This window comes from Povalibacter uvarum, assembly GCF_014202975.1.
In the GTDB taxonomy this organism is placed as follows: Bacteria; Pseudomonadota; Gammaproteobacteria; order Steroidobacterales; family Steroidobacteraceae; genus Steroidobacter; species Steroidobacter uvarum.
In genome coordinates this window covers 547,804-568,815 of record NZ_JACHHZ010000004.1, presented here as the reverse complement: position 1 = coordinate 568,815, position 21,012 = coordinate 547,804, and the positions used below count along the sequence as shown (strand labels likewise).

At 62.6% G+C, this 21,012-nt stretch carries 14 protein-coding genes; 10 read left to right on the top strand and 4 right to left on the bottom strand.

What is annotated here, in order from left to right:
- The first annotated feature begins 58 nt into the window (after nucleotides 1-58).
- Nucleotides 59-1,786 carry an ArnT family glycosyltransferase gene (locus tag HNQ60_RS18830; protein WP_184334307.1) on the top strand — a complete coding sequence of 576 codons (1,728 nt, stop codon included), beginning with the start codon at nucleotides 59-61 and terminating at the stop codon, nucleotides 1,784-1,786.
- On the opposite strand, the gene HNQ60_RS18825 is transcribed toward HNQ60_RS18830, so the two are convergent.
- Nucleotides 1,783-3,861, bottom strand: a complete 2,079-nt coding sequence (locus HNQ60_RS18825) for a sulfatase-like hydrolase/transferase (RefSeq protein ID WP_184334306.1) — start codon at nucleotides 3,859-3,861, stop codon at nucleotides 1,783-1,785. The genes HNQ60_RS18830 and HNQ60_RS18825 overlap by 4 nt on opposite strands.
- 215 nt (nucleotides 3,862-4,076) lie before the next feature.
- On the opposite strand from HNQ60_RS18825, the gene HNQ60_RS18820 reads away from it, so the two are divergent.
- The 8 genes from HNQ60_RS18820 to yacG all read left to right on the top strand — a co-directional run bounded on the left by HNQ60_RS18820 (nucleotide 4,077) and on the right by yacG (nucleotide 13,010).
- Nucleotides 4,077-6,176, top strand: coding sequence for a sulfatase-like hydrolase/transferase (locus HNQ60_RS18820; protein ID WP_184334305.1), 2,100 nt, complete (start codon nucleotides 4,077-4,079; stop codon nucleotides 6,174-6,176).
- A gap of 200 nt (nucleotides 6,177-6,376) precedes the next feature.
- Nucleotides 6,377-6,877 carry a pilin gene (locus tag HNQ60_RS18815; protein ID WP_184334304.1) on the top strand — a complete coding sequence of 167 codons (501 nt, stop codon included), beginning with the start codon at nucleotides 6,377-6,379 and terminating at the stop codon, nucleotides 6,875-6,877.
- Between the two features lie 236 nt (nucleotides 6,878-7,113).
- The gene (gene pilB / locus HNQ60_RS18810; RefSeq protein WP_184334303.1) at nucleotides 7,114-8,856 is read left to right on the top strand and encodes a type IV-A pilus assembly ATPase PilB; all 1,743 of its coding nucleotides are present in this window, start codon (nucleotides 7,114-7,116) and stop codon (nucleotides 8,854-8,856) included.
- 67 nt (nucleotides 8,857-8,923) lie between these two features.
- Nucleotides 8,924-10,141, top strand: coding sequence for a type II secretion system F family protein (locus tag HNQ60_RS18805; protein WP_184334302.1), 1,218 nt, complete (start codon nucleotides 8,924-8,926; stop codon nucleotides 10,139-10,141).
- Nucleotides 10,142-10,298: 157 nt separating this feature from the next.
- Nucleotides 10,299-11,240 carry a prepilin peptidase gene (locus HNQ60_RS18800; protein WP_184334301.1) on the top strand — a complete coding sequence of 314 codons (942 nt, stop codon included), beginning with the start codon at nucleotides 10,299-10,301 and terminating at the stop codon, nucleotides 11,238-11,240.
- Nucleotides 11,241-11,250: 10 nt separating this feature from the next.
- Nucleotides 11,251-11,856, top strand: a complete 606-nt coding sequence (gene coaE, locus HNQ60_RS18795) for a dephospho-CoA kinase (RefSeq protein WP_184334300.1) — start codon at nucleotides 11,251-11,253, stop codon at nucleotides 11,854-11,856.
- Between the two features lie 59 nt (nucleotides 11,857-11,915).
- Nucleotides 11,916-12,704, top strand: a complete 789-nt coding sequence (gene zapD, locus HNQ60_RS18790) for a cell division protein ZapD (protein ID WP_184334299.1) — start codon at nucleotides 11,916-11,918, stop codon at nucleotides 12,702-12,704.
- Between the two features lie 117 nt (nucleotides 12,705-12,821).
- On the top strand, nucleotides 12,822-13,010 hold the full coding sequence (yacG, locus tag HNQ60_RS18785; protein WP_184334298.1) for a DNA gyrase inhibitor YacG: 189 nt from the start codon (nucleotides 12,822-12,824) through the stop codon (nucleotides 13,008-13,010).
- A gap of 28 nt (nucleotides 13,011-13,038) precedes the next feature.
- Here yacG and HNQ60_RS18780 read toward each other — a convergent pair whose 3' ends face one another.
- A complete protein-coding gene (locus HNQ60_RS18780) occupies nucleotides 13,039-15,189 on the bottom strand; it encodes a prolyl oligopeptidase family serine peptidase (RefSeq protein WP_184334297.1) in 2,151 nt (716 codons plus the stop codon).
- 150 nt (nucleotides 15,190-15,339) lie between these two features.
- Between HNQ60_RS18780 and HNQ60_RS18775 the strand changes: the two genes are divergently transcribed.
- Nucleotides 15,340-17,610 carry a S9 family peptidase gene (locus tag HNQ60_RS18775; protein WP_184334296.1) on the top strand — a complete coding sequence of 757 codons (2,271 nt, stop codon included), beginning with the start codon at nucleotides 15,340-15,342 and terminating at the stop codon, nucleotides 17,608-17,610.
- A gap of 116 nt (nucleotides 17,611-17,726) precedes the next feature.
- Here HNQ60_RS18775 and mutT read toward each other — a convergent pair whose 3' ends face one another.
- Entirely contained in the window at nucleotides 17,727-18,215 is a 489-nt protein-coding gene (gene mutT, locus HNQ60_RS18770; protein ID WP_221304287.1) for an 8-oxo-dGTP diphosphatase MutT, read from the bottom strand.
- 28 nt (nucleotides 18,216-18,243) lie between these two features.
- Nucleotides 18,244-20,979 (bottom strand): preprotein translocase subunit SecA, encoded by a 2,736-nt coding sequence (gene secA, locus HNQ60_RS18765; protein ID WP_322096884.1) that lies wholly within the window; start codon nucleotides 20,977-20,979, stop codon nucleotides 18,244-18,246.
- Between the last annotated feature and the right edge of the window lie 33 nt (nucleotides 20,980-21,012).

Below are 21,012 nucleotides of genomic sequence, written 5' to 3'. Positions count from 1 at the left end.
CGTTTTAGCTTCCATAACGCACCTACCCTGACTGCCGGAACCGATCCTCGACGCATCCATGAATCACCCTTCCGAAGCTCTTGCGGCGACCGGCCCGCGCGCCGATGCTGCGCCGGCCCCGATGATGACGCGGGTCATCGCGGCGTGCATCGGTCTCGCTGCATGCGTCCTGTTGCTGGGCAAGGTGGCACTGACTCGCCGGATCAACATCAACTGGGACGAGTTCAATTTCCTGTCGCATGTCCACGAACTGACCCGCGGCGAACTGACTCTGCTGTTGCAGGGCGCTTACACCCACCTGTTCGCATGGCTCGTGAGGATCGGCGACGACGAGATCGCACAGATTCTTGCTGCCAGGACCGTGATGGCTGCCCTGCTCATCCTGACGGCGTTCCTCATCTGGAAGCTGGCGGCGCGATGGCTCGGGTCCGTGGCGGCACTCATCGCTCCCCTGTGCTACCTGTCGATGTCGCCCATCATCAAGCATGGAGCGTCGTTCCGTTACGACTCGTTGATGGCGCCGCTGCTGGTCGCGGCCTTGCTGTTCCTCACCTCGTCTGCGACGCAGATCAGGCGCGGCATAGCAGTCGGCCTCTGTCTTGGTGCATCCGCAGCTGTCAGCGTCAAGGCCGCGCTCTCGATCCCGCTCGTCGGTGCACTGCTGGTCGTCGTCGAATTGCAGCGCAGTCAGCCGCAGCCAATACGGCGCATCCTGATGCTGGCTGCGACCTCCGGTGCGGTGGCCGTCGGCACCGCACTGCTCCTCGTGTCGCTGCATTCGCTGTCGCTCGCCGAAACCTCTCACCACGCAACTGAATACGTCGCGGGCACCGCGCAGAAGACGCTGCTGGACGTTCCATTCTTCCCGCGCGCAAGCGTCTACTACGAAACGCGGTACGAGGATCGCCTCGCCTGGTGGCTGATCTATGGCGGGCTCATAGCCGCGCTGTTGCAACGTCGCTATTGGCAGACCGCGACGCTGGCACTGTCGTTGACTCCAATCCTGTTCTACCGCAACGCATTCCCTTACTACTATGTCGTGATGCTTGCACCCGCTTGTGTACTGGCGGGAGTGGCAGCAGAAACGCTCACGGGGATCGCAGCCAGGCATGCCAAGGCTGTCCTGGCCTACTCGCTGGTTGCGGCGCTGGGGTTCGGGCTATTCGTCAAAGGGATACTGCAGGGTATGCAGCTGCACCACGACCAGATCCGGCATCAGCACGCAGTGGTCGCGGCGGTTCACCAGATATTTCCTGATCCCGTTCCCTATATCGATCACAGCGGCATGATCAGCAGCTTCCCCAAGATCAACTTCTTCATGAGCAGCTGGGGACTCAGCGACTACCGCGACAGGCGTGCCGGATTCATGAAGCCGGCGATGTCGCGGCACCAGCCACCTCTGCTGCTCGCAAACCGTCCCGTACTCGACCCAGCCTCCGGCGCATCCTCATGGTTGCTGCCCGAGGACCGGCAGCTGATCGAGCAGTTCTACCTCAGCTATTGGGGACCCATCAAAGTGGCCGGCGCCAACATTCATCCGGCGACGACGCAGACGCAGGTTGCCCTGCCCTTCCCTGGCCGCTACCGGCTGGAGAGTCGCTCGCCACTGATCGTCGACGGCAAGCTACGCTCCGGGAACGATGTCCTTCAGTTCACCGGTTCGACGGTTGCCGTAGCTTGCGCCGCCGATCAGCCTTGCGACAGCGAAGCGCGCTTCATCATCGCCGCCGCCCGTCCGGCGCCGTCCACAGATGCTCCGATGGGTTCGCTGTACTCCGGACTCTAGAAAGCACCATCAAGTTCGGCGCCGTATTCTCGTTGCAGCGCTGTCCACAGCGAGTAGGTACTGCCTTCCTCGCTCGTGGGGGCACTCCTGAGCTCGCGGACAGCACCCGTGCGCTGATCCACCAGAACGTAGCGCCGCTGGCCCTGCTCCCACACCGTCGCGAGTATCCGTCGATCCTGGATCGCGGCACGCTCCTTCTCGCGCAGCAACGCGGGCAGCGCGTCCGGTCGCACCGTGATCCGGCCACTTTCCGGGTCGATCATGTACTTGTGCACGCCTTCACCCGCGACTTTGTCCGTATCGACCGTGCCGCGATTGTTGAATCCGACGACATAGCCGCTTTCGATGAAGCGCACGCGCGAAGCGGCGTCGATCGGGGCATCGGCCGACTTCAGCACGTTGCTCCAGTCACTCCCGTCGCGCCTGGTCTCATCCGCGATTCCGGTCAACCCGATCAACGTCGGCGCGATGTCCTCGAGAGAACCAGGCACATCCGGAAGGACGACTCCGGAACCGCGCCCTAGCGCCGAACGGCCGAAGCCTCGCATGCCCAGCACGACCTGATTCTGGTAGGGACTGAGCACGCTGTTCCCATGTCCCCACATCGCAACGCTGAGCCCCCGCACGGCTTCTTTCGATTCCTTGCTGAAGAGCAGATTGTCCCGCGCCAGGCCGAGGCCCTCGCCGTGATCGGAAAGCACCAGGACGATCGCGTTCCTGAGGACACCCGAGCTTTCGAGCGCATCCACCAGGGCACCGAACTGCCTGTCGGCCTCGATCACCGAGGCGCCATATTGATAACGCGTATCCGACAGCCGCGAGAATCCGCCGTCGGCATCGTCCTGGGCCCAGGTGTAGGGCCAGTGAGGCAGCGCCAGATGGACCGCGAGGAACAGGGGGCGATCGCTGGAACCATCATCGAGCGCAGAGGTCACCCTATCGACGAACGAATCAGGGTCGTAGGTGACCGCGGCCGCGCGATTCGCGTGAGTCTCTGGAAACAGGATCTCACCAACGTCGTTGTTGGCGACGAGGTTGGCCAGCGGCATGTCATTCGCTGCACCGAGCAGGAAATCCGAAACACCCATTGGCGGGCTGAGGATCTCGTCGAAACCGAAACGTTGATCGATATTGCTGAAGCGCACTTCGTCGGTTCCGTACACGGTTCGATATCCGGCGCGGCGGAACGCATGAGCAACCGAAGCATCGAGCGTCGCCTGCTTCACCGCGAACAAATTTTCCCGGACTTCATTCGTCCTGGGGGACTGTCCGCTGAGAATCGATACCCATGCTGGGAACGTGCGACCCACCGGCGTCACGCAGTCGGCAATCAGCACACCCTCCTGGAGGAAGGCATCGATGTTGGGGGTCATGCCCGGCTGCTGGCCACCGACTCCAATGTAGTCGGCACGCAGCGAATCGACCCCGATGATGATGATGTTCGGCTGGCTGAGAGATGCCTCGCCGTTGGCCACCGCCTCGGAGCGCAGCCAGCTCATCGTTGCGGCGCAGACGGCGACCAGGACACCCCAGACGATGATTCGCGGCCCGAAGCGTCTGAATGCGGCGCTGCGCGCCAGATTCCTCCATACGACGACTGCGACCGCCGCCAGCAGGACGCTGGTGGCGAATGCAGCAAGCCCTGAATAGAAATCGTGTGGAATCAGCTCGCAGCACACGACGCGAGATGTCACCGAATCCGGGAAGCGGTCGATGTTGAGCAGCACCAGCCAGGCCGCACCCGCCAGGCCCCATGTGAGCACCCAGCGCGTGCGTTGCCACGCTAATTGCGGCAGTGCACGCTCGGATACCAGCGCCAGCAACCACACGACGCATCCGAAGAAAATGTGCAGCATCAGCTGCGCCGCCGCGAAACCGGCGAACCGCCAGTAAAGAGCGCCACCCAGTCGCTGTCCCAGCAGCCACTCCGCGACGCGAGGAGGCACCAGTTGCTGCGCGCCGAAGAACGCGATTGCTGCTGCGCCCAGACCGAAGCCGACGCCGAGGAGCACTGCAAGCGGCAGTCCGTCGAAGGACACTGTCTCGCGAATGCGTTTGCGTGCGTCGGTGAACATAAGACGATGGATGCTATATCAGCCCGAATCACGACCCTCGACCGCGACTTCAGAACCTTGCATTCGCTCACACGTCGCGGCGCAGGCGCGTCGGGGCTGTGTGACGCGTTGCTCGTTCCTGCCTCTTCGATTTAGAGGAGGGAAAATCGCTCTGGTATAAGCAGCTTCTGTCAAATCCAGCGGAAGCGAGCATGTCCCCTGCAGAGCGCCCGAGCATGTCCTGGCGAAAAGCTTTCTGGCTCGCCGTCGGATTGAGCCTGCTGCTGCTGCTCGTATCGTTCGCACGGATCATCACCGGCTACGGTTACGTCTTCACCGGTGGAGACAAGGTATTGAGCTCCGTCGTCGACGTCCCGTTGCTGGGGACCCGACTGGGCTGGGACATCGCCTGGTTCATCACAGCAACGCTCCTCGTTCATCTCGCTTTCGCAGGGCTTACATGCCTCCTGGCAAAGCTCACCGAGCTCTCCGGAGGAAGCCGCGTGGGAAGTCGGGCGACATTGGTCCTTGGTTGGTTCCTGCTGCTTTCGATCGGCGCCTTCGTGGCCAACGCTTACTACTATCCTTGGTCGACGCTCGGGGAATATTTCGGGGACATCGTAAGCACGCGCGTGCTGGGTGCGCCCGTCGCCGCATATGCCCTCGTCGCTATCGGCATCCTCATGGTCGCAGCGACCGCGCCGGCGACCGTCAGGGGTCTGCGATCCGCGAGATTGCCGTCGATGGTCACAAGTATCGCCGTGGTCGGCGCACTCGGCGTCGCCATAACGATCTCGGCGTTGCTGTCAGGCTCGAAAGATGCGCGCGCCATCCCCAATCCCACCAAGCCCAATGTGATTCTGATCGGCGTCGATTCCCTGCGTCCGGACTTCACGGTGGTCGGCGGCGACCACGCTCACGCACCGAACATCAACAAATTCATCCGCGGCGCCCGGGTATTCAGCGACGTCACGACACCGCTCGCCCGCACCTTTCCTTCATGGATGTCGATTCTCACGGGCCGGCATCCGCACGATACCGGCGCACTGATGAATCTGACTCGCCGCGGCAGTATCGAAGCGTCGCCCACGCTTGCAGAAGTTTTCCGCGGGCAGGGATATCGAAGCATCTTCGCCATCGACGAAACACGCTTCGCGAACATCGACCAGTCCTATGGTTTCGACCAGGTCATCACGCCTCCGATGGGGGCCGCGGATTTCCTGCTTGGAACCCTGAACGACACGCTGCTTTCCAACCTGGTCTCGAGAACGCCATTCGGCAGCTTCTTCTTTCCGCATGCGTCGGCCAATCGCGCGGCTGCCCACGTCTACTACCCGGGCGATTTCGTCGACCGGCTGGAGAACGAACTGGAATTCCCGCAGCCGACCTTCCTGGCGGTGCATCTCACGCTGCCACACTATCCGTACTACTGGGCTACGGCGCCGCTGCACAAGGAAGACGGGTCGAATCATCACGGCCAGACGCTGTATCCGGAAACCGTTCGACACGCCGACGGACAGGTCGGTGCCCTGTTCGAACTGCTTGAGTCGCGTGGCGCGCTCGAGAACGCGATCGTGGTCATCCTGTCGGACCATGGTGAAGGACTGGGGCGGCCCGAGGACGTGCTGATCACGACGGAGCAGCGTAAGGTCGACGACTACTCGATTCCCGCGAGGAGCAACGGCCACGGGACGAGCGTGCTGAGTCCTCCTCAGTACCAGGTTCTTCTGGCGATACGAGGCTACGGTGCCGCCCAGATAGCGAAGCTGCCGCCGGCGGCTTCCGATGTGCCTGCATCGCTGGAAGATCTGATGCCGACACTGCTCGGCATCACGGGCGTCAACGTGCCCGGCTACAAATCGACCGGCCGGTCGCTGGTACCGGAGCTGATGGGCGACCCGCCGGCGCCCGGCTCCATGGAGCGCATCCGCTTCACGGAGAGCGAATTCAATCCGCCTGCGCTCCTGGCGGGCTTCCAGGCCGAAAAGGAACTCGCGCGCCAGGCGGCCAAGTTCTATCGCGTCGATCCGGAATCCGGACTTCTGTCATTGCGGGAGGAACTGCTGGCCGAAGCCATGGCGAATCGCGAATATGCAGCGATCGGGAGCAAGCATGTGCTTGCTGCAATCCCCGAAGTCCTCGAGAACCACGCCACCAGCTATCGCTACGTGCTGGTCAATCGCGACCGAACGCAGGTACGCCTGCTGGCAGATCGGAGCGCATCCGTGCAGGCCGGCGAGGACGTCGTCCAGCTATGGGATGCGCTGGACCGGCGCTTCCGGCTGGAAGCCAGCCTGGCCGCGCCGCCTGCGCTGGCAACTGTCGCCCCGCACTGACGCGAAGTGACAAATTCCGACCGGTATGGACAGACAGCGGCAGGTAAACCGGCCGCCAGCTTCTGACAAATGGGAGAAATGACACGCTAAATCAACGCCTTATCCATGCCCCATCCCTGTGGCATACCCGTTGCATCTATGCCCAGCAACCGGCCCCGAGCCGTTCGAGATTTCATTGTTCTACTGTTGAGGAGAATCGCATGCTGAAGACTGCACAGAAGGGTTTCACCCTGATCGAACTGATGATCGTGGTCGCGATCATCGGCATCCTGGCTGCCATCGCTATCCCGGCCTACCAGGACTACACGATCCGCTCGCAGATCACGGAAGGTCTGAACCTCGCATCCGACCTGAAGGCTGGCGTTGCCGAATACCAGGCGCAGACTGGCGACTGGCCGGAACTCGCCCAGATCATCGGCTCCAGCGGCACCGCTGCGTCGAAGGCTGGCAAGTACGTGCAGGGCATCGACGTGGCTGAGGGCGTGGTCACGATCACGTACGGCAACCAGGCGAACAACCGCATCGTCGGTCAGACCCTGTCGCTCAACCCGGGCACGAACACCAACGGCGACGTGATCTGGGTCTGCGGCAACGCGAACCCCCCGGGCGGCGTCAGCGGCTTCTCGGGCCCGGCTGCTGGTTCGACCTCGGTTCTGGACAAGTACCTGCCGGCTTCTTGCCGCAACGGCTTCGGCAGCTAATCCAAGCTGCTTCGCAGGATGCGAAACGGAGGCCCCTCTTGCGAGGGGCCTCTTTTTTTTGGGGCCGGGGAAATCCCCTACCGAGCCGAATGCTGACGACGTTCCAGGTGTGACAGATTTCGCGTTGCCGTCCCGGCCAATCAGGGACAATGCTTACTGATTTGACATTTGCTCGCCGCGCACCCGATGAGCAAGACTAACCATGGGCATGTAACCAGCAGCGATTCCGGACGACGATGGCCGACAACCTTTCAGCAGCGACTACCGCCAGGCTGACCCTGCAAGGTCTGCCGTTGCGCCTCATCCAGGACGGGCTCCTGGAAGAGAAGGCCATGGTGCAGGCGTTGCAGGCAGCCAAAGAGGCCAACACGAACCTGGTTTCGCACCTGGTTGCGAACAACCTGGCCGACGCCCGCGAGATTGCGATTGCCGCTTCGCAGGAGTTCGGCGTTCCGATGGTGGATCTGGAAGCGATCCAGCTCGATCTCGAAACCGTCAAGCTCGTCTCCGACAAGCTGCTGGCCAAGCACCGCGTGCTGCCGCTCATCAAGCGCGGCAAGCGACTCTTCGTGGCGGTCTCCGACCCCACCAATCTGCATGCGCTCGACGAGATCAAGTTTCAGACGGGCCTGTCCGTCGAAGCGGTCGTCGCCGAGGAAGACAAGCTGCAGAGGATTGCCAGCAAGGCGATCGAGCAGGCCGACACGCAGATGTCCCAGCTCACCGACGACGAAGGACTCGATCTCGAGAACCTCGACGTCACGGGCGGTGACGACGAGCTCGAAGGCGATGCGATTGCGCGCGACGATGTCGAAGACGCTCCGATCGTCCGCTTCGTGAACAAGGTGCTGCTCGATGCGATCAAGAAAGGCGCGTCGGACATCCATTTCGAACCCTACGAGAAGACTTACCGCATTCGTCTGCGCCTGGACGGCTATCTGAAGGAACTCGCTGTTCCTCCGGTCCAGCTCGCCGGCAAGCTCGCGGCCCGCATCAAGGTCATGTCCCGCCTCGACATCGCGGAACGCCGCGTGCCGCAGGACGGCCGCATCAAGATGCGAATCTCGAAGAATCGCGCGATCGACTTCCGCGTCAGTACCTGCCCGACCCTGTTCGGCGAAAAGATCGTGGCGCGTATCCTGGATCCGTCGAGCGCCATGCTGGGCATCGATGCCCTCGGCTACGAGCCAGCCCAGAAGGACCTGTATATGAAGGCCCTGGCTCAGCCGCACGGCATGATCCTGGTCACAGGCCCGACCGGCAGCGGCAAGACCGTGTCGCTATACACCGGTCTGAACATCCTCAACAAGGAAGACACGAACATCTCGACCGCGGAAGACCCGGCCGAAATCAATCTGCCCGGCGTCAACCAGGTGAACGTGAACCCGAAGGTCGGCCTCACGTTCGCAGGCGCGCTGCGCGCGTTCCTTCGTCAGGATCCGGACGTCATCATGGTCGGCGAAATTCGCGACCTCGAGACGGCCGAAATCGCCATCAAGGCGGCGCAGACCGGTCACCTGGTTCTCTCGACCCTGCACACGAACGATGCCCCGAAGACGCTGACGCGTCTCGTCGACATGGGCGTCAAGCCGTACGCGATCGCAACGTCGGTCTCGCTGATCATTGCTCAACGCCTCGCCCGCAAGCTGTGCAACAGCTGCAAAGAGCCCGTCGAGATGTCGCGCGACGCCTTGCTGAAGGAAGGGTTCACCGACGAGGAGATCTCGGCAGGCGTCAAGGTCTATCGTCCTGTCGGCTGCGGCTCGTGCACCGACGGCTACAAGGGACGAACCGGCCTCTATCAGGTCATGCCGGTTTCCGAGGAAATCCAGCGCATCATTCTCCAGGACGGCAACGCGGTCGACATCGCCGCACAGTCCGCCAAGGAAGGGATCTGGGATCTGCGGCGCTCCGGCCTGTCGAAGGTCAAGGCGGGCATCACCAGCCTCGACGAACTGAACCAGTGCACCACGGAATGATCGTGGGCCGGGTGAGTCTGTTCCGAAACAACCGCTAACCGCTTAACCGCCACTCCAGGTATTCACCATGGCTCAAGTTGCCTCATCGCAGCAGTTGCCCTACGTCTGGGAAGGCACAGACAAGAAGGGAAAGAAGATCAAGGGCAAGATGCTTGCCGTGTCGGAGGCCGCGGTCAAGGCGGATCTGCGGCGCCAGGGCGTCCTCGCGAAGAGGGTCCGCAAGGAAGTGCAGCTCTTCAAGAGCGGCAAGAAGGTCAACGCCGAAGACATCGCGCTCTTCGCGCGCCAGCTCGCGACCATGCTGCAAGCGGGTATTCCCATGGTGCAGTGCTTCGACATCATCGGCAACGGACACGACAAGCCGTCGATGCAGAAGCTGGTGCTCGCGATCAAGTCGGACGTCGAAGCGGGCACCACCCTGCACGAGTCGCTGGCAAAGCATCCGTTGTACTTTGACGATCTCTTCGTGAACCTGGTCGAAGCCGGCGAGCATGCCGGTGCGCTCGAGACGCTGCTCGACAAGGTTGCCACCTACAAGGAAAAGACCGAAGCGCTGAAGAAGAAGATCAAGAAGGCATTGTTCTATCCGACCGCGGTGCTCGCGGTCGCCGTGATCGTGACGATCATCCTTCTGATTTTCGTGATCCCGCAGTTCGAATCGCTCTTCAAGGGATTCGGTGCCGACCTGCCGGCGTTCACTCAGATGGTCATCGACATGTCCCGGTTCATTCAGGCTCAGGGGTGGTGGATGGCTATTGCGGCCGGCGGCGCCGGATATGCGTTCTTCTACTTCAAGAAGCGCTCGCGCCCGATGCGACGCGCATTGGATCGCATGATGCTGAAGGCGCCGGTGGTTGGCCCGATCATGGTGAAAGCCTGTATTGCACGCTACTCGCGGACGCTGTCAACCATGTTCGCCGCCGGTGTTCCTCTCGTCGAAGCGCTCACCTCGGTGGCCGGCGCCACGGGCAATATCGTTTACGAGGAAGCGACCCTGCGGATTCGCGACGAAGTCTCGACTGGCATGCGCTTGCAGCGCTGCATGGAGAGCACCGGACTGTTCCCGAACATGGTCATCCAGATGATCGCCGTGGGCGAAGAATCCGGCTCGCTCGACCAGATGGCATCGAAGGTCGCGGACTTCTACGAAGCGGACGTGGACGCCGCGGTCGACGCGATGAGCAGCTTGCTGGAACCGCTGATCATGGCGATCCTCGGCGTGCTGGTCGGCGGCATGGTCATCGCGATGTACCTGCCGATCTTCAAGCTCGGCGCGGTGGTGTGATTCGCGCCGCAGACAACTGAACAGGCATGGGGACAAACGCCGCGCACCGCGCGGCGTTTTCTTTCCGGTGCGACAAATCGTGCTGCATTCGACCGTCACGCGGCCGGCCTGCTCCTAGAATCCCTTTACGGCAACGCAAACCCCAAGAGCACTACCGATGCAGCACGTATTGGATCTGCTGATCTATGGCCTGACCACGTCGAGCGCGACCTGGATCGGGCTGGTGTTCGTCTTCGGGCTGATGATCGGCAGCTTCCTCAACGTCGTCATTCACCGCGTGCCGATCATGCTCGACCGCGAGTGGAAGGATCAGGCGCGACAGATCCTCACGGACGACAAGGATCCGCAGCTCAAGCCCGACGCGCAGCCGAATTCCCAGTCGCAGTACAACCTCTTCGTCCCCCGCTCCGCCTGTCCCAAGTGCGGCGCGCTGATCACCGCAAGCCAGAACATCCCTGTCATCAGCTACCTGTTCCTCAAGGGCAAGTGCGCAAAGTGCGGCACGAAGATCTCGCCGCGCTATCCCGTGGTCGAGCTCGCGACCGCGGTCCTGTCTGCCGCTGTCGCCTGGAAGTTCGGCTTTCACTGGTACGCAGGCGCGGCGTTGCTGCTCACCTGGTTCCTGGTCGCACTGACCGTCATCGATTTCGATACGCAGCTGCTGCCCGACAACATGACGCTTCCGCTGGTCTGGATCGGGCTCGTGATCAGCCTGGCCCCGGCTGATCCCCGGATCGGGCTGCCCGTCGATGCGCACTCGAGCATCATCGGCGCGGTCGCCGGCTATCTCAGCCTCTGGAGCGTTTACTGGGCCTTCAAGCTGTTCACCGGCAAGGAGGGCATGGGCTACGGCGACTTCAAGCTGTTCGCCGCGCTCGGCGCCTGGCTCGGCTGGAAGATGCTGCCGCTGATCATCCTGCTGTCTGCATTCACCGGCGCGGCAGTCGGCATCGCGCTGATCGTGGTGCGCGGGCGAGACCGGAACATTCCGATCCCCTTCGGCCCGTATCTCGCGGCCGCTGGCTGGATTGCGCTCATGTGGGGCGATCAGATCATCGGTACATATCTGCACATGAGCGGGTTCGGTCCCAGGATGTAGACTCCAGGCCATGAGCAGGCCCGTTCTCATCGCACTGACCGGCGGCATCGCCAGCGGAAAATCGGCGGTCGCACAGCTGTTCGCGGATCTCGACGTGCCGGTCCTCGACACGGACCAGATCGCACGCGACATCGTCGAGCCGGGCATGCCGGCATTCGCGGAGATCGTCGCGACGTTCGGACGCGATGTGCTCGACGCATCGGGCCGACTCGACCGGCGCCGGCTCAGGGACAAGGTTTTCGCCGATCCCTCCCTGAGGCAGCAACTCGAAGCGATCACTCACCCCGCGATTCGTGCCGAGCTCGCGCGCCGGGCCGAGGCCGCCGGCGGGCTCTACCAGATCCACGTGATCCCTCTGCTCGTCGAAGGCGGTCGTTCGGGCCTCTACGATCGCGTGCTCGTGGTCGATTGCCCCGAGGAGCAGCAGGTCCAGCGGCTCATGGAGCGCGATGGGTCCTCCGCCGAGCAGGCACAGCAGATCCTCGCCGCTCAGGCGAGTCGTGAAGATCGACTCGATGCCGCCGACGATGTCATCGTCAACACGGGAACACTCGCCGACCTCGAGCAGTTTGTACTGACTCTGCACCGCAACTACGAGCGCCTTGCGGACAACTGAGTGAGCTTCCGCGGGCCGCAGCGCTTCCCTCATGCGCATGAGTGCAGCACAATCCACCGATGACCTCGGCAGACGCAACTCAGGCCAGCGTGACCGTCTATGAGCAACCGCTCAACGAGCGGATGCGTACGTTCCTGCGGCTGGACTTTCTGTATCAGCAGACGCTCTATCACGAGGAGCGCTCGGACTCGTGGTCGACGCGGGCCGCGATGGGGTCGCTGCTGGAAATCCTTGCGATCACGGCGCGGGGCGATATCCGCAGCGAAGTCCTGAAAGAGCTCGAACGCCAGATGGCGGTCATGCACGAGTACGGAGCCCGGCCCGGTGTGGACGGAGGCCGGCTGAAGGCCGTGCTGTCCAACCTCGCCCGGCTGCGGACCGAGCTCAACAACGCCGGCGCGATGTTCATGCAGCGGCTCAGGGATTCCGAGTTCCTCAATGCCATCAAACATCGCAGCGCCATTCCCGGCGGCACGTGCGAATTCGATCTGCCGGACTACCGGCACTGGCTCGACCTGCCCTTCGCCACCCGCTCGCAGACCTTCAACGGCTGGATGGCGACGATCCGCCCCCTCTGCGACGCCGTGACCGAGCTGTTATGGCTCACCCGGGAAGCCGCGCGGTCCCGGCCGGAGACGGCAGTCGGCGGCGTGTTCCAGCTCCAGTTCGAACGCGAGAATCCGTGTCAGCTGATCCGCATCACGCTCCCGGGCGAGACGACGCTGTTCCCGGAGATCAGCGGCAGCCACCATCGCTGCAGCATCCGCTTCATGGCATCGACGGATGTGAACGCCAGGCCGATTCAAACCGGCGACGATGTGAAGTTTCTGCTGACGACGTGCACGTGAGAAGACGCGGCCAGCTGGCTACTGGCTGCTGGCCAGACAAAGAGCGAAAGCGTCGACGACTGAGATTGGATTCTGGCCGGTTTGCCAGTTGGCCAGCGAGCCAGTTAGCCTTTTCCCATGCCTACCGTTCCTTGCCCCACCTGCAATCGCCCCGTCGAGTGGTCCGACATCAATCCATGGCGTCCGTTCTGCACCGAGCGCTGCAAGCTCATTGACCTCGGCGCGTGGGCTTCGGAGAAGCACGCAATCCCGGGCGAGAGCGTCGATGACGACGCGGAGCCTGAGACGCCCCGCCGTCCACCCTGACTCCTCTCTGGCCAGCGGCCAGTAGCCTTCAGTAGCTCATCTTGAGCGCTGTATTCAGGAACGCCCACTGATCCGCCCAATCCTCGATCTGCATCCACACGGGCTTGCCTGCGCCATGGCCAGCGCGCGTCTCGACACGCAGGAGAATCGGGTTCTTGCAGCCCTGGGCACGCTGCAGTTCCGCGGTGAACTTGTAGCTGTGCCACGGCACGACACGATCGTCGCGATCGGCGGTGGTCACCAGCGTCGGCGGATAGCAGGTGCCCTGCTTCACGTTGTGGACCGGCGAGTACGCGTACTGCGCCTTGAACTCGTCCGCGTTCTCGCTGAGACCGTAATCGGTCGACCAGTGACGCGCGTTCGCGCTGGCCGTGTGATAGCGAAGCATGTCGAGCACGCCGACGCCGGGCAGCGCTGCACCGAAGAGATCGGGACGCTGGGTCATCACCGCGCCGACGAGCAAGCCGCCGTTGCTGCGGCCGCGGACCGCGAGTTTCGGAGTCGACGTGTACTTCTGCTCGATCAGCCATTCGGCGGCGCCGATGAAATCATCGAACACGTTCTGCTTCTGCAGCTTCGTGCCGGCCGAGTGCCATGCTTCACCGTACTCCGAGCCACCGCGCAGATTCGCTACCGCGTAGACGCCGCCCATCTCGAGCCAGACGAGAGCGGGCACGCTGAAACCGGGCTGCTGGGCGATGTTGAAGCCGCCGTAGCCGTAGAGCATCAGCGGTGCCTTGCCGTCCTTGACGAGGTCGCGACGATGCGTGATGAACATCGGCACGCGCGTCCCGTCCTTGCTGCGAAAGAAAACCTGCTCGGTCACATAGCGGTCCGTCTGCGCCTGGATCTTCGGCGCGCGGAAGAGGCTCGTCTTTCCAGATGCGACATCGAGGCGCGAGATGGATGCGGGTGTCAGGAAATCCGTGTAGACGAAGAATGTCTCGGTATCCTTCACGTCACCCTCGAAGCCGCCGACCTGGCCGTAGCCGGGCAGCTTCACGTCGTAGAGCTGCTTGCCTTTCAGATCGCTGACGGTCACCAGCGAGTAGGCATCCTTGATGTACTGCCCCACGAAGCGATTGCCGATGACCGCGACATCAAGCAGCGCCACGTCCTTCTCGGCGATCACGTCGCGCGCTTTGGACATGCCGCCAGTCTCCGCCGGCACCGCGATCACGCGTGCGTTCGGCGCACCGCGCGTCGTATGGACGTAAAGCACGTCGTCGATTTCCGCGATCACATCGTAGTTCGCGTCGAACGTGTCGATCAGGCGGACCACCGGGCCCGAGGGCGCACCGTCGGCACCGAGCTTCTGGAAGTAGATGCCCGTTTCCTGTGAACCGTCGTAGAGATTGATGATGAGGTAGCGGCCGCCGTCGGTGACCTGCGGATACGTTGCACGAGTCGCATGGTCGGTCACGCTGAAGATGTGCCGGTCCGCGCTTTGCTGATCTCCGAGGCGATGCAGGTAGATCGACGTCTGCTTCGAGTCATCGCCCGTGCCGTCAGCGCGCAGGGGATAGCGCGCGTAGTACATGGCCTTCGAATCGGCCGTCCACGCGACCTCACGGAATTTCATGAAGCGCAGCTCATCGGCCAGATCCTTGCCGGTCGCCACATCGCGCACGTGCCAGGTGCGCCAATCAGTGCCGCCATCGGAAAGGCTGTAGGCGAGCAGCTTGCCGTCGGGGCTCGGAACGAACTCGCCGAGCGCCACAGTCGCATCGCCGCTGAAATTGTTGGGATCGAGCAGCACGCGCGGCGATGCGTCGAGCGACTCCGCGACGTACAGGACGCTCTGGTTCTGCAAACCGTCGTTGCGCAGATAGAAGTAGCGGCCGCCACGCTTCACGGGCACATCGTAGCGTTCGTAGTTCCACAGCTGCGTGAGACGCTGCTTGATCTTCTCGCGCGCCGGAATGGCTTCGAGAATCGGCTGTGAGAGGCCGTTCTGCGCTTCGACCCACTTGGCGACATCGGGTGTGCCGATCGCTTCGAGCCAGCGATAGGAGTCATCGACCCGCACGCCGTGATACGTATCGACATGCTCGACGCGCTTCGTCGAGGGATAGGCGACGATGGCGTCGGTAGTCTGCGGAACCGTCGGCGCGGCGACGATCGCCATCGAGGTCAGCATCGGCAACAGAACCCAGGACACACAGAGCGTGCGTTTCATTCTCTTCTCCGAAGGTCCAGCGGCGGCTACAAAGCGGAGCTGGTTGATTGTATGGTCGCGACCTGGCGGAGCCGTGATGCACCTAAGGGCGAGTCCCGGTCGCGAGCCTGAATATTTCTGTTCCATAGCCTACAACCTTCGGCAGTTCCGATGCGGTATACAACAGCGCTCATCGTTTCCCTGACTCCACTCGCCGCAATTGCCGTGCCCGACACACCTGCCTCCACACCACTGACCGTCGAAAGAATCTTCGCTGCTCCCGATCTCAGCGGGCCACGGCTGCGAAGCCCGAAGTTTTCGCCTGACGGTCGCTACGTGACGTTCCTGCAGGGCAAAGCTGACAACAAGGATCAGCTGGACCTGTGGGGCATGGATACCCGCTCGGGCGAATCGAAGCTGCTGGTCGATTCGCGCGCGCTGGTGGGTAACGAGGAAAAGCTGTCGGCGGAGGAAGAAGCTCGCCGCGAACGCCAGCGCACCGCCTCGCTGCGCGGCATCGTCGAGTACGAATTCTCCAGCGACGGCAAACGCCTGCTCGTGCCGCTCGGCGGCGATCTGTATCTGTACGATTTCTCGGCGAGAACCGAGCCGGTGAGGCGCTTGACGAACAGCGGGTCGTACGAGACCGACGCGCGTTTCTCTCCGGGCGGCAAGTACGTGAGCTTCATCCGCGATCAGAACCTGTTCGTGATCGAGCTCCAGTCCGGCCAGGAGCAGGCACTCACGACCGACGGCCAGGGTCTCGTGCAGAACGGCGTGGCCGAGTTCGTCGCGCAGGAGGAAATGGATCGAAACACGGGCTACTGGTGGTCGCCGGATGACACGCGCGTCGCGTTCACTCTCATCGACGACACGCCCGTGCAGGAAGTAGAACGCTTCGAGATCAATGCAGACGGCGCACGCATGTTTCGGCAGCGTTATCCCGCTGCCGGTACTGCAAACACCCAGGTGACCCTCAAAGTCTTCGATCTGCGCTCGGGTTCGGCATCAGACGTTGCCGTGAAGTTCGACGATGGCTACCTCGCGCGCGTGAGCTGGTTCGGTGACTCGAAGCACCTTGCGGTACAGCGACAGACGCGCGATCAGAAGAAGCTCGAACTGCTGAAGGTCGACGTCGTCAACAGCGGCGTGAAAACACTGCTCACCGAGACCAGTCCCGCGTGGATCGAATTGCACGACGACCTGCGCTTCCTGAAGCGACGCGATGCATTCATCTGGGCTTCGCGCCGTTCCGGTTACAGGCACCTCTATCTCTACGATCTCGACGGCAACCTGCTGCGACCGCTGACGGCGGGCGAGTGGATGGTCGTCGGCGACGGGACAGAAGACGGCGTCGTCGGTGTCGACGAAGCGAAGGGCATCGTCTACTTCATGGCGAACGAAGCATCGCCGCTCGAGCGCCACCTGTACGCTACTTCGCTCAACACGAGCGACGCTGCCCATGTCCGTCGAATCTCGCAGGAAACCGGCTGGCACGACGCAAAGCTCCTTCCCGGAGCGAAGCAGTATCTCGATCAGTGGTCATCGCCGGAGCAGCCGCCGACAGCGAGCATCCGCACGATGGACGGAAAGGTGCAACGCTGGCTCGTGCGCAACGAGTTCGACGAGTCGCATCCCTACTACCCGTTCCGCGCTTCGCGACCGGTCGAGGAATTCGGCTCACTCAAGGCGAGTGACGGCCAGTCGCTGTACTACCGCTTGCTGAAGCCGGCGCGGATGGAGCCCGGACGACGTTATCCCGTCGTCATCGACACGTATGGCGGCCCGCATTTCCAGTATGTGCGGAAGGACTGGATGGGAGGCGCACGCGCGGCTCAAGGATATTTCCGCCAGATGCTCACGCAGCAGGGCTTCGTGGTCTTCACGCTGGACAATCGCGGCTCAGGCTTCCGCGGCGAAGCCTTCGACACGACCATCAGCGGCCGGCTGGGCAAGGTCGAGATCGAAGATCAGTTGCGCGGCGTCGACTTCCTCAAGTCACTGCCTTTCATCGATGCAGAACGCATGGGCATGATGGGCTGGAGCTACGGCGGCTACATGACACTGATGGCGCTGACGCATACGACCGCATTCAAAGCCGGCGTCGCAGGCGCCCCCGTCACCGACTGGCGCCTCTACGACACTCACTACACCGAGCGTTATCTCGGGATGCCGGGCGCATCACGCAGCTATGAAGACAGTGGCGTATTGCCCGCCGCGGGATCCCTCAACGGCAGCTTGCTGCTTGTGCACGGCATGGCCGACGACAACGTCCTGTTCACGCACAGCACGATGCTCATGCAGCGACTGCAGTCGCTCGACAAGCCATTCGACGTGATGACGTATCCGGGGAGCAAGCACGGGTTGATACGCGTGCCGCAGACGGGGAAGCACTACTACGAGATGGTTCTGAGGTTCTTCTCCCGCGAACTGGCGGACTAGCCTGCTAGCCACTAGCTGCTAGCCACTAGCCAGAGCCCAGCGGGGGATGACGCGCAGAGTGTCGCCTCCGCCTTTCTTGTTCTGGCTAGCTGGCTAATGGCTAGCCGGCTTCTCAATCACATCTTACATCCCAGCGCCCACCCCTCCACCCGTTGCAGCGCCGGAATCATCGGCTTGTCCGCATCCAGCAGCCCCGCCTTCTCGAGGTCATTGACCGCGACCCATTGCAGCGGCTGACCTTCGAGTGACTGGGGAGTGCCCGTGTATTTCGTCACGAGCCACAGATCGAGGACGACACGGCGATCGGGGTAGTGATGTTCGTAGCAGATGAGCGGCTCGGCACTGTGAACCGTAATACCGAGCTCTTCGTCGAGCTCACGCTGCAACGCTTCGATACGTTCTTCGCCCGGTTCGAGTTTGCCGCCCGGGAATTCCCAGCCGCCCGCCAGATGCTTGCCCGGAGGCCGCTGTGCAATGAGCACACGGCCCTGCTCATCGAAGATGGCTCCGGCCAATACATGAGCAGGCGGTCGTTGAACGATCATGCGCAGCAGGCGAGTGAAACGGGGTGGCGGCCTGGTCGTGCGATCCGGCCTATCCGCCATCCGCTATCCGCCATCTCCTTCTTCTTTGTCAGCCTTCGCTGGCGAGCTGGCCGTGGCAGTGTTTGTACTTCTTTCCCGATCCGCACGGGCAGGCTTCGTTACGGCCCACTTTGCGCGTCTCGCGAACGAACTGCGCAACCGGTGCGCGCTGATCTTCGGGCAACGGCTCGGGTTCAGCCGGCGGCGGCGCCGTGATCTGCTCCGGCGCAGCATGCTGGAATTTCATTGCACGCTCGAGACGCTGTTGACGCTCAGCCTCTTCGGCATCGATCTCCGCCTGCGTGCGCAACTGCATGCGTGAGAGCAGCGACACGGTGTCGTGCTTGATGCGGTCGAGCATCGTCGAGAACAGCTCGAACGCCTCGCGCTTGTATTCCTGCTTCGGGTTCTTCTGCGCGTAGCTGCGCAGATGAATGCCCTGGCGAAGGTAATCCATCGCCGCGAGATGCTCGCGCCAGTGCGAGTCGAGCTGCTGCAGCATGATGGCCTTCTCGAGGTGCCGCACGATCGGTGCGCCGTACGTCTGCACTTTCGATTCGTAGGCCTCATCGAGCGTCTTGACGATGCGCTCGCGCAGATCCTGGTCGTTGAGACTGTTGTCCGCCGCCAGCCAGCCCTTCACGTCGAGCGGCACGCCGAAATCGCGCTGCAACGCTTCGGTGAGCCCGTCGATGTTCCACATCTCCTCGGGGCTGCCCTGGGGCATGAACCGCTCGGAAACGCTGTTGACGACTTCGTTGCGGATACCCGCGACGGCATCGGCAACATCTTCCGCAGCCATCAGCTCGGTGCGCTGCTGGTAGATGACCTTGCGCTGATCGTTCGCCACGTCGTCGTATTCGAGCAGGTTTTTACGGGCGTCGAAGTTGTGCGCCTCGACCTTGCGCTGAGCACGCTCGATCTGGCGCGACAGCATGCGGCTTTCGATGACCTCGCCTTCCTTCATGCCGGCGGTCTGCAGCCAGCGCTTGGTGCGCTCGGGATCGCCGAAGATGCGCATCAGGTTGTCTTCGAGCGAGAGATAGAACCGGCTCGAACCGGCGTCACCCTGACGACCTGAACGGCCGCGGAGCTGATTGTCGATACGGCGCGATTCGTGACGTTCGGTGCCGACGATGTGCAGGCCGCCGGCAGCCAGCACCTGCTCGTGACGCTGCTTCCACTCCTCGCGGGCGCGTTCACGCGCAGCGTTGTCGGCTGGGTCGATGTCGTGGAGATCGGCTTCAGCCTTGCCGCCGAGCACGATGTCCGTACCGCGGCCGGCCATGTTGGTTGCGATCGTCACCGCGCCGGGACGGCCGGCCTGCGCGACGATGGCCGCTTCACGCTCGTGCTGTTTCGCGTTCAGCACTTCGTGAGCGATGTCATGCTGCTTGAGGAGACCTGACAGGTACTCCGACGTTTCGATCGACGTCGTGCCGACGAGCGCCGGCTGGCCCCGCGAAACGCAGTCGCGGATGTCTTCGATGATCGCGTCGTACTTGTCCTTCGCCGTCAGGTACACGAAGTCCGCATGATCCTTGCGGACCATCGGGCGGTGCGTGGGGATGACGACGACTTCGAGCCCGTAAATCGACTGGAATTCGAACGCTTCCGTATCCGCGGTACCGGTCATGCCTGAGAGCTTCGCGTACATGCGGAAGTAGTTCTGGAACGTAATCGACGCGACGGTCTGGTTCTCTTCGCGGACGCGCACGCCTTCCTTCGCTTCCACCGCCTGATGCAGGCCGTCCGACCAGCGGCGTCCCGGCATCGTGCGGCCGGTGAACTCGTCGACGATGATGACTTCGCTGTTGCGGACGATGTATTCGACGTCACGGTGATAGAGCGCGTGCGCACGCAGCGCCGCGTTGAGGTGATGCATCAGCCGGATGTTCGACGCGTCGTAGAGACTCTCGTCTGGATTGAGCAGCCCGGCTTCGGCGATCAGCTCTTCCGCATGTTCGTGACCCGTGTCGGACAGATGCACCTGGCGCGTCTTTTCGTCGGCCCAGTAGTCGCCCTCGCCTTCTTCGCTTTCCTGGCGCTTCAGCTTCGGGACGAGCTTGTTGATGCTGACGTAGAGTTCGGTGCTTTCTTCCGCCGGGCCCGAAATGATCAACGGCGTGCGGGCTTCGTCGATCAGGATCGAGTCGACTTCGTCGACGATCGCGAACGCGAGACCCCGCTGGGCGCGATCCTCGAGCCGGAACGCGAGGTTGTCGCGCAGATAGTCGAAGCCGAATTCGTTGTTGGTGCCGTAAGTGATGTCCGCTGCATAGGCAGCGCGCTTCTCGTCGGACGTCTGCCCGCTCCTGATCACACCGACGGTAAGACCAAGGAACCTGTAGACCGGCGCCATCCAGTCGGCATCGCGCTGCGCGAGGTATTCGTTCACCGTAACGACGTGAACACCCTTTGCGGGGAGCGCATTGAGATACGCAGGCAGCGTCGCGACGAGCGTCTTGCCTTCGCCGGTGCGCATTTCGGCGATCTTGCCGTCATTGAGTGCCATGCCGCCGATCAGCTGCACATCGAAGTGCCGCATTCCCAACGTACGGCGCGCCGCTTCACGAACGGTCGCGAATGCCTCGGGCAACAGCGACTGCAGGGTCTGGCCTTCTTCGAGACGCTTGCGGAACTCCGCGGTCTTGGCCTTCAGCGCTTCATCGCTCAGTGCCTGGATTGTCGGCTCCAGGGCATTGGCGCGATTCACGGCTTTCGAATATCCACCGACGAGCCGCTGATTGCGGCTGCCGAACAATTGGCTGAGCCAGTTCGCCACTTGAGAGAACTCCGACAGGGGGCTGAAAAGAAA

Bases quoted from the DNA above. Each gene is read 5' to 3' on its own strand.
- HNQ60_RS18830 (WP_184334307.1), top strand. From the start codon at position 59: ATGAATCACCCTTCCGAAGCTCTTGCGGCGACCGGCCCGCGCGCCGAT.
- HNQ60_RS18825 (WP_184334306.1), bottom strand. From the start codon at position 3,861: ATGTTCACCGACGCACGCAAACGCATTCGCGAGACAGTGTCCTTCGAC.
- HNQ60_RS18820 (WP_184334305.1), top strand. From the start codon at position 4,077: ATGTCCTGGCGAAAAGCTTTCTGGCTCGCCGTCGGATTGAGCCTGCTG.
- HNQ60_RS18815 (WP_184334304.1), top strand. From the start codon at position 6,377: ATGCTGAAGACTGCACAGAAGGGTTTCACCCTGATCGAACTGATGATC.
- pilB (WP_184334303.1), top strand. From the start codon at position 7,114: ATGGCCGACAACCTTTCAGCAGCGACTACCGCCAGGCTGACCCTGCAA.
- HNQ60_RS18805 (WP_184334302.1), top strand. From the start codon at position 8,924: ATGGCTCAAGTTGCCTCATCGCAGCAGTTGCCCTACGTCTGGGAAGGC.
- HNQ60_RS18800 (WP_184334301.1), top strand. From the start codon at position 10,299: ATGCAGCACGTATTGGATCTGCTGATCTATGGCCTGACCACGTCGAGC.
- coaE (WP_184334300.1), top strand. From the start codon at position 11,251: ATGAGCAGGCCCGTTCTCATCGCACTGACCGGCGGCATCGCCAGCGGA.
- zapD (WP_184334299.1), top strand. From the start codon at position 11,916: ATGACCTCGGCAGACGCAACTCAGGCCAGCGTGACCGTCTATGAGCAA.
- yacG (WP_184334298.1), top strand. From the start codon at position 12,822: ATGCCTACCGTTCCTTGCCCCACCTGCAATCGCCCCGTCGAGTGGTCC.
- HNQ60_RS18780 (WP_184334297.1), bottom strand. From the start codon at position 15,189: ATGAAACGCACGCTCTGTGTGTCCTGGGTTCTGTTGCCGATGCTGACC.
- HNQ60_RS18775 (WP_184334296.1), top strand. From the start codon at position 15,340: ATGCGGTATACAACAGCGCTCATCGTTTCCCTGACTCCACTCGCCGCA.
- mutT (WP_221304287.1), bottom strand. From the start codon at position 18,215: ATGGCGGATAGGCCGGATCGCACGACCAGGCCGCCACCCCGTTTCACT.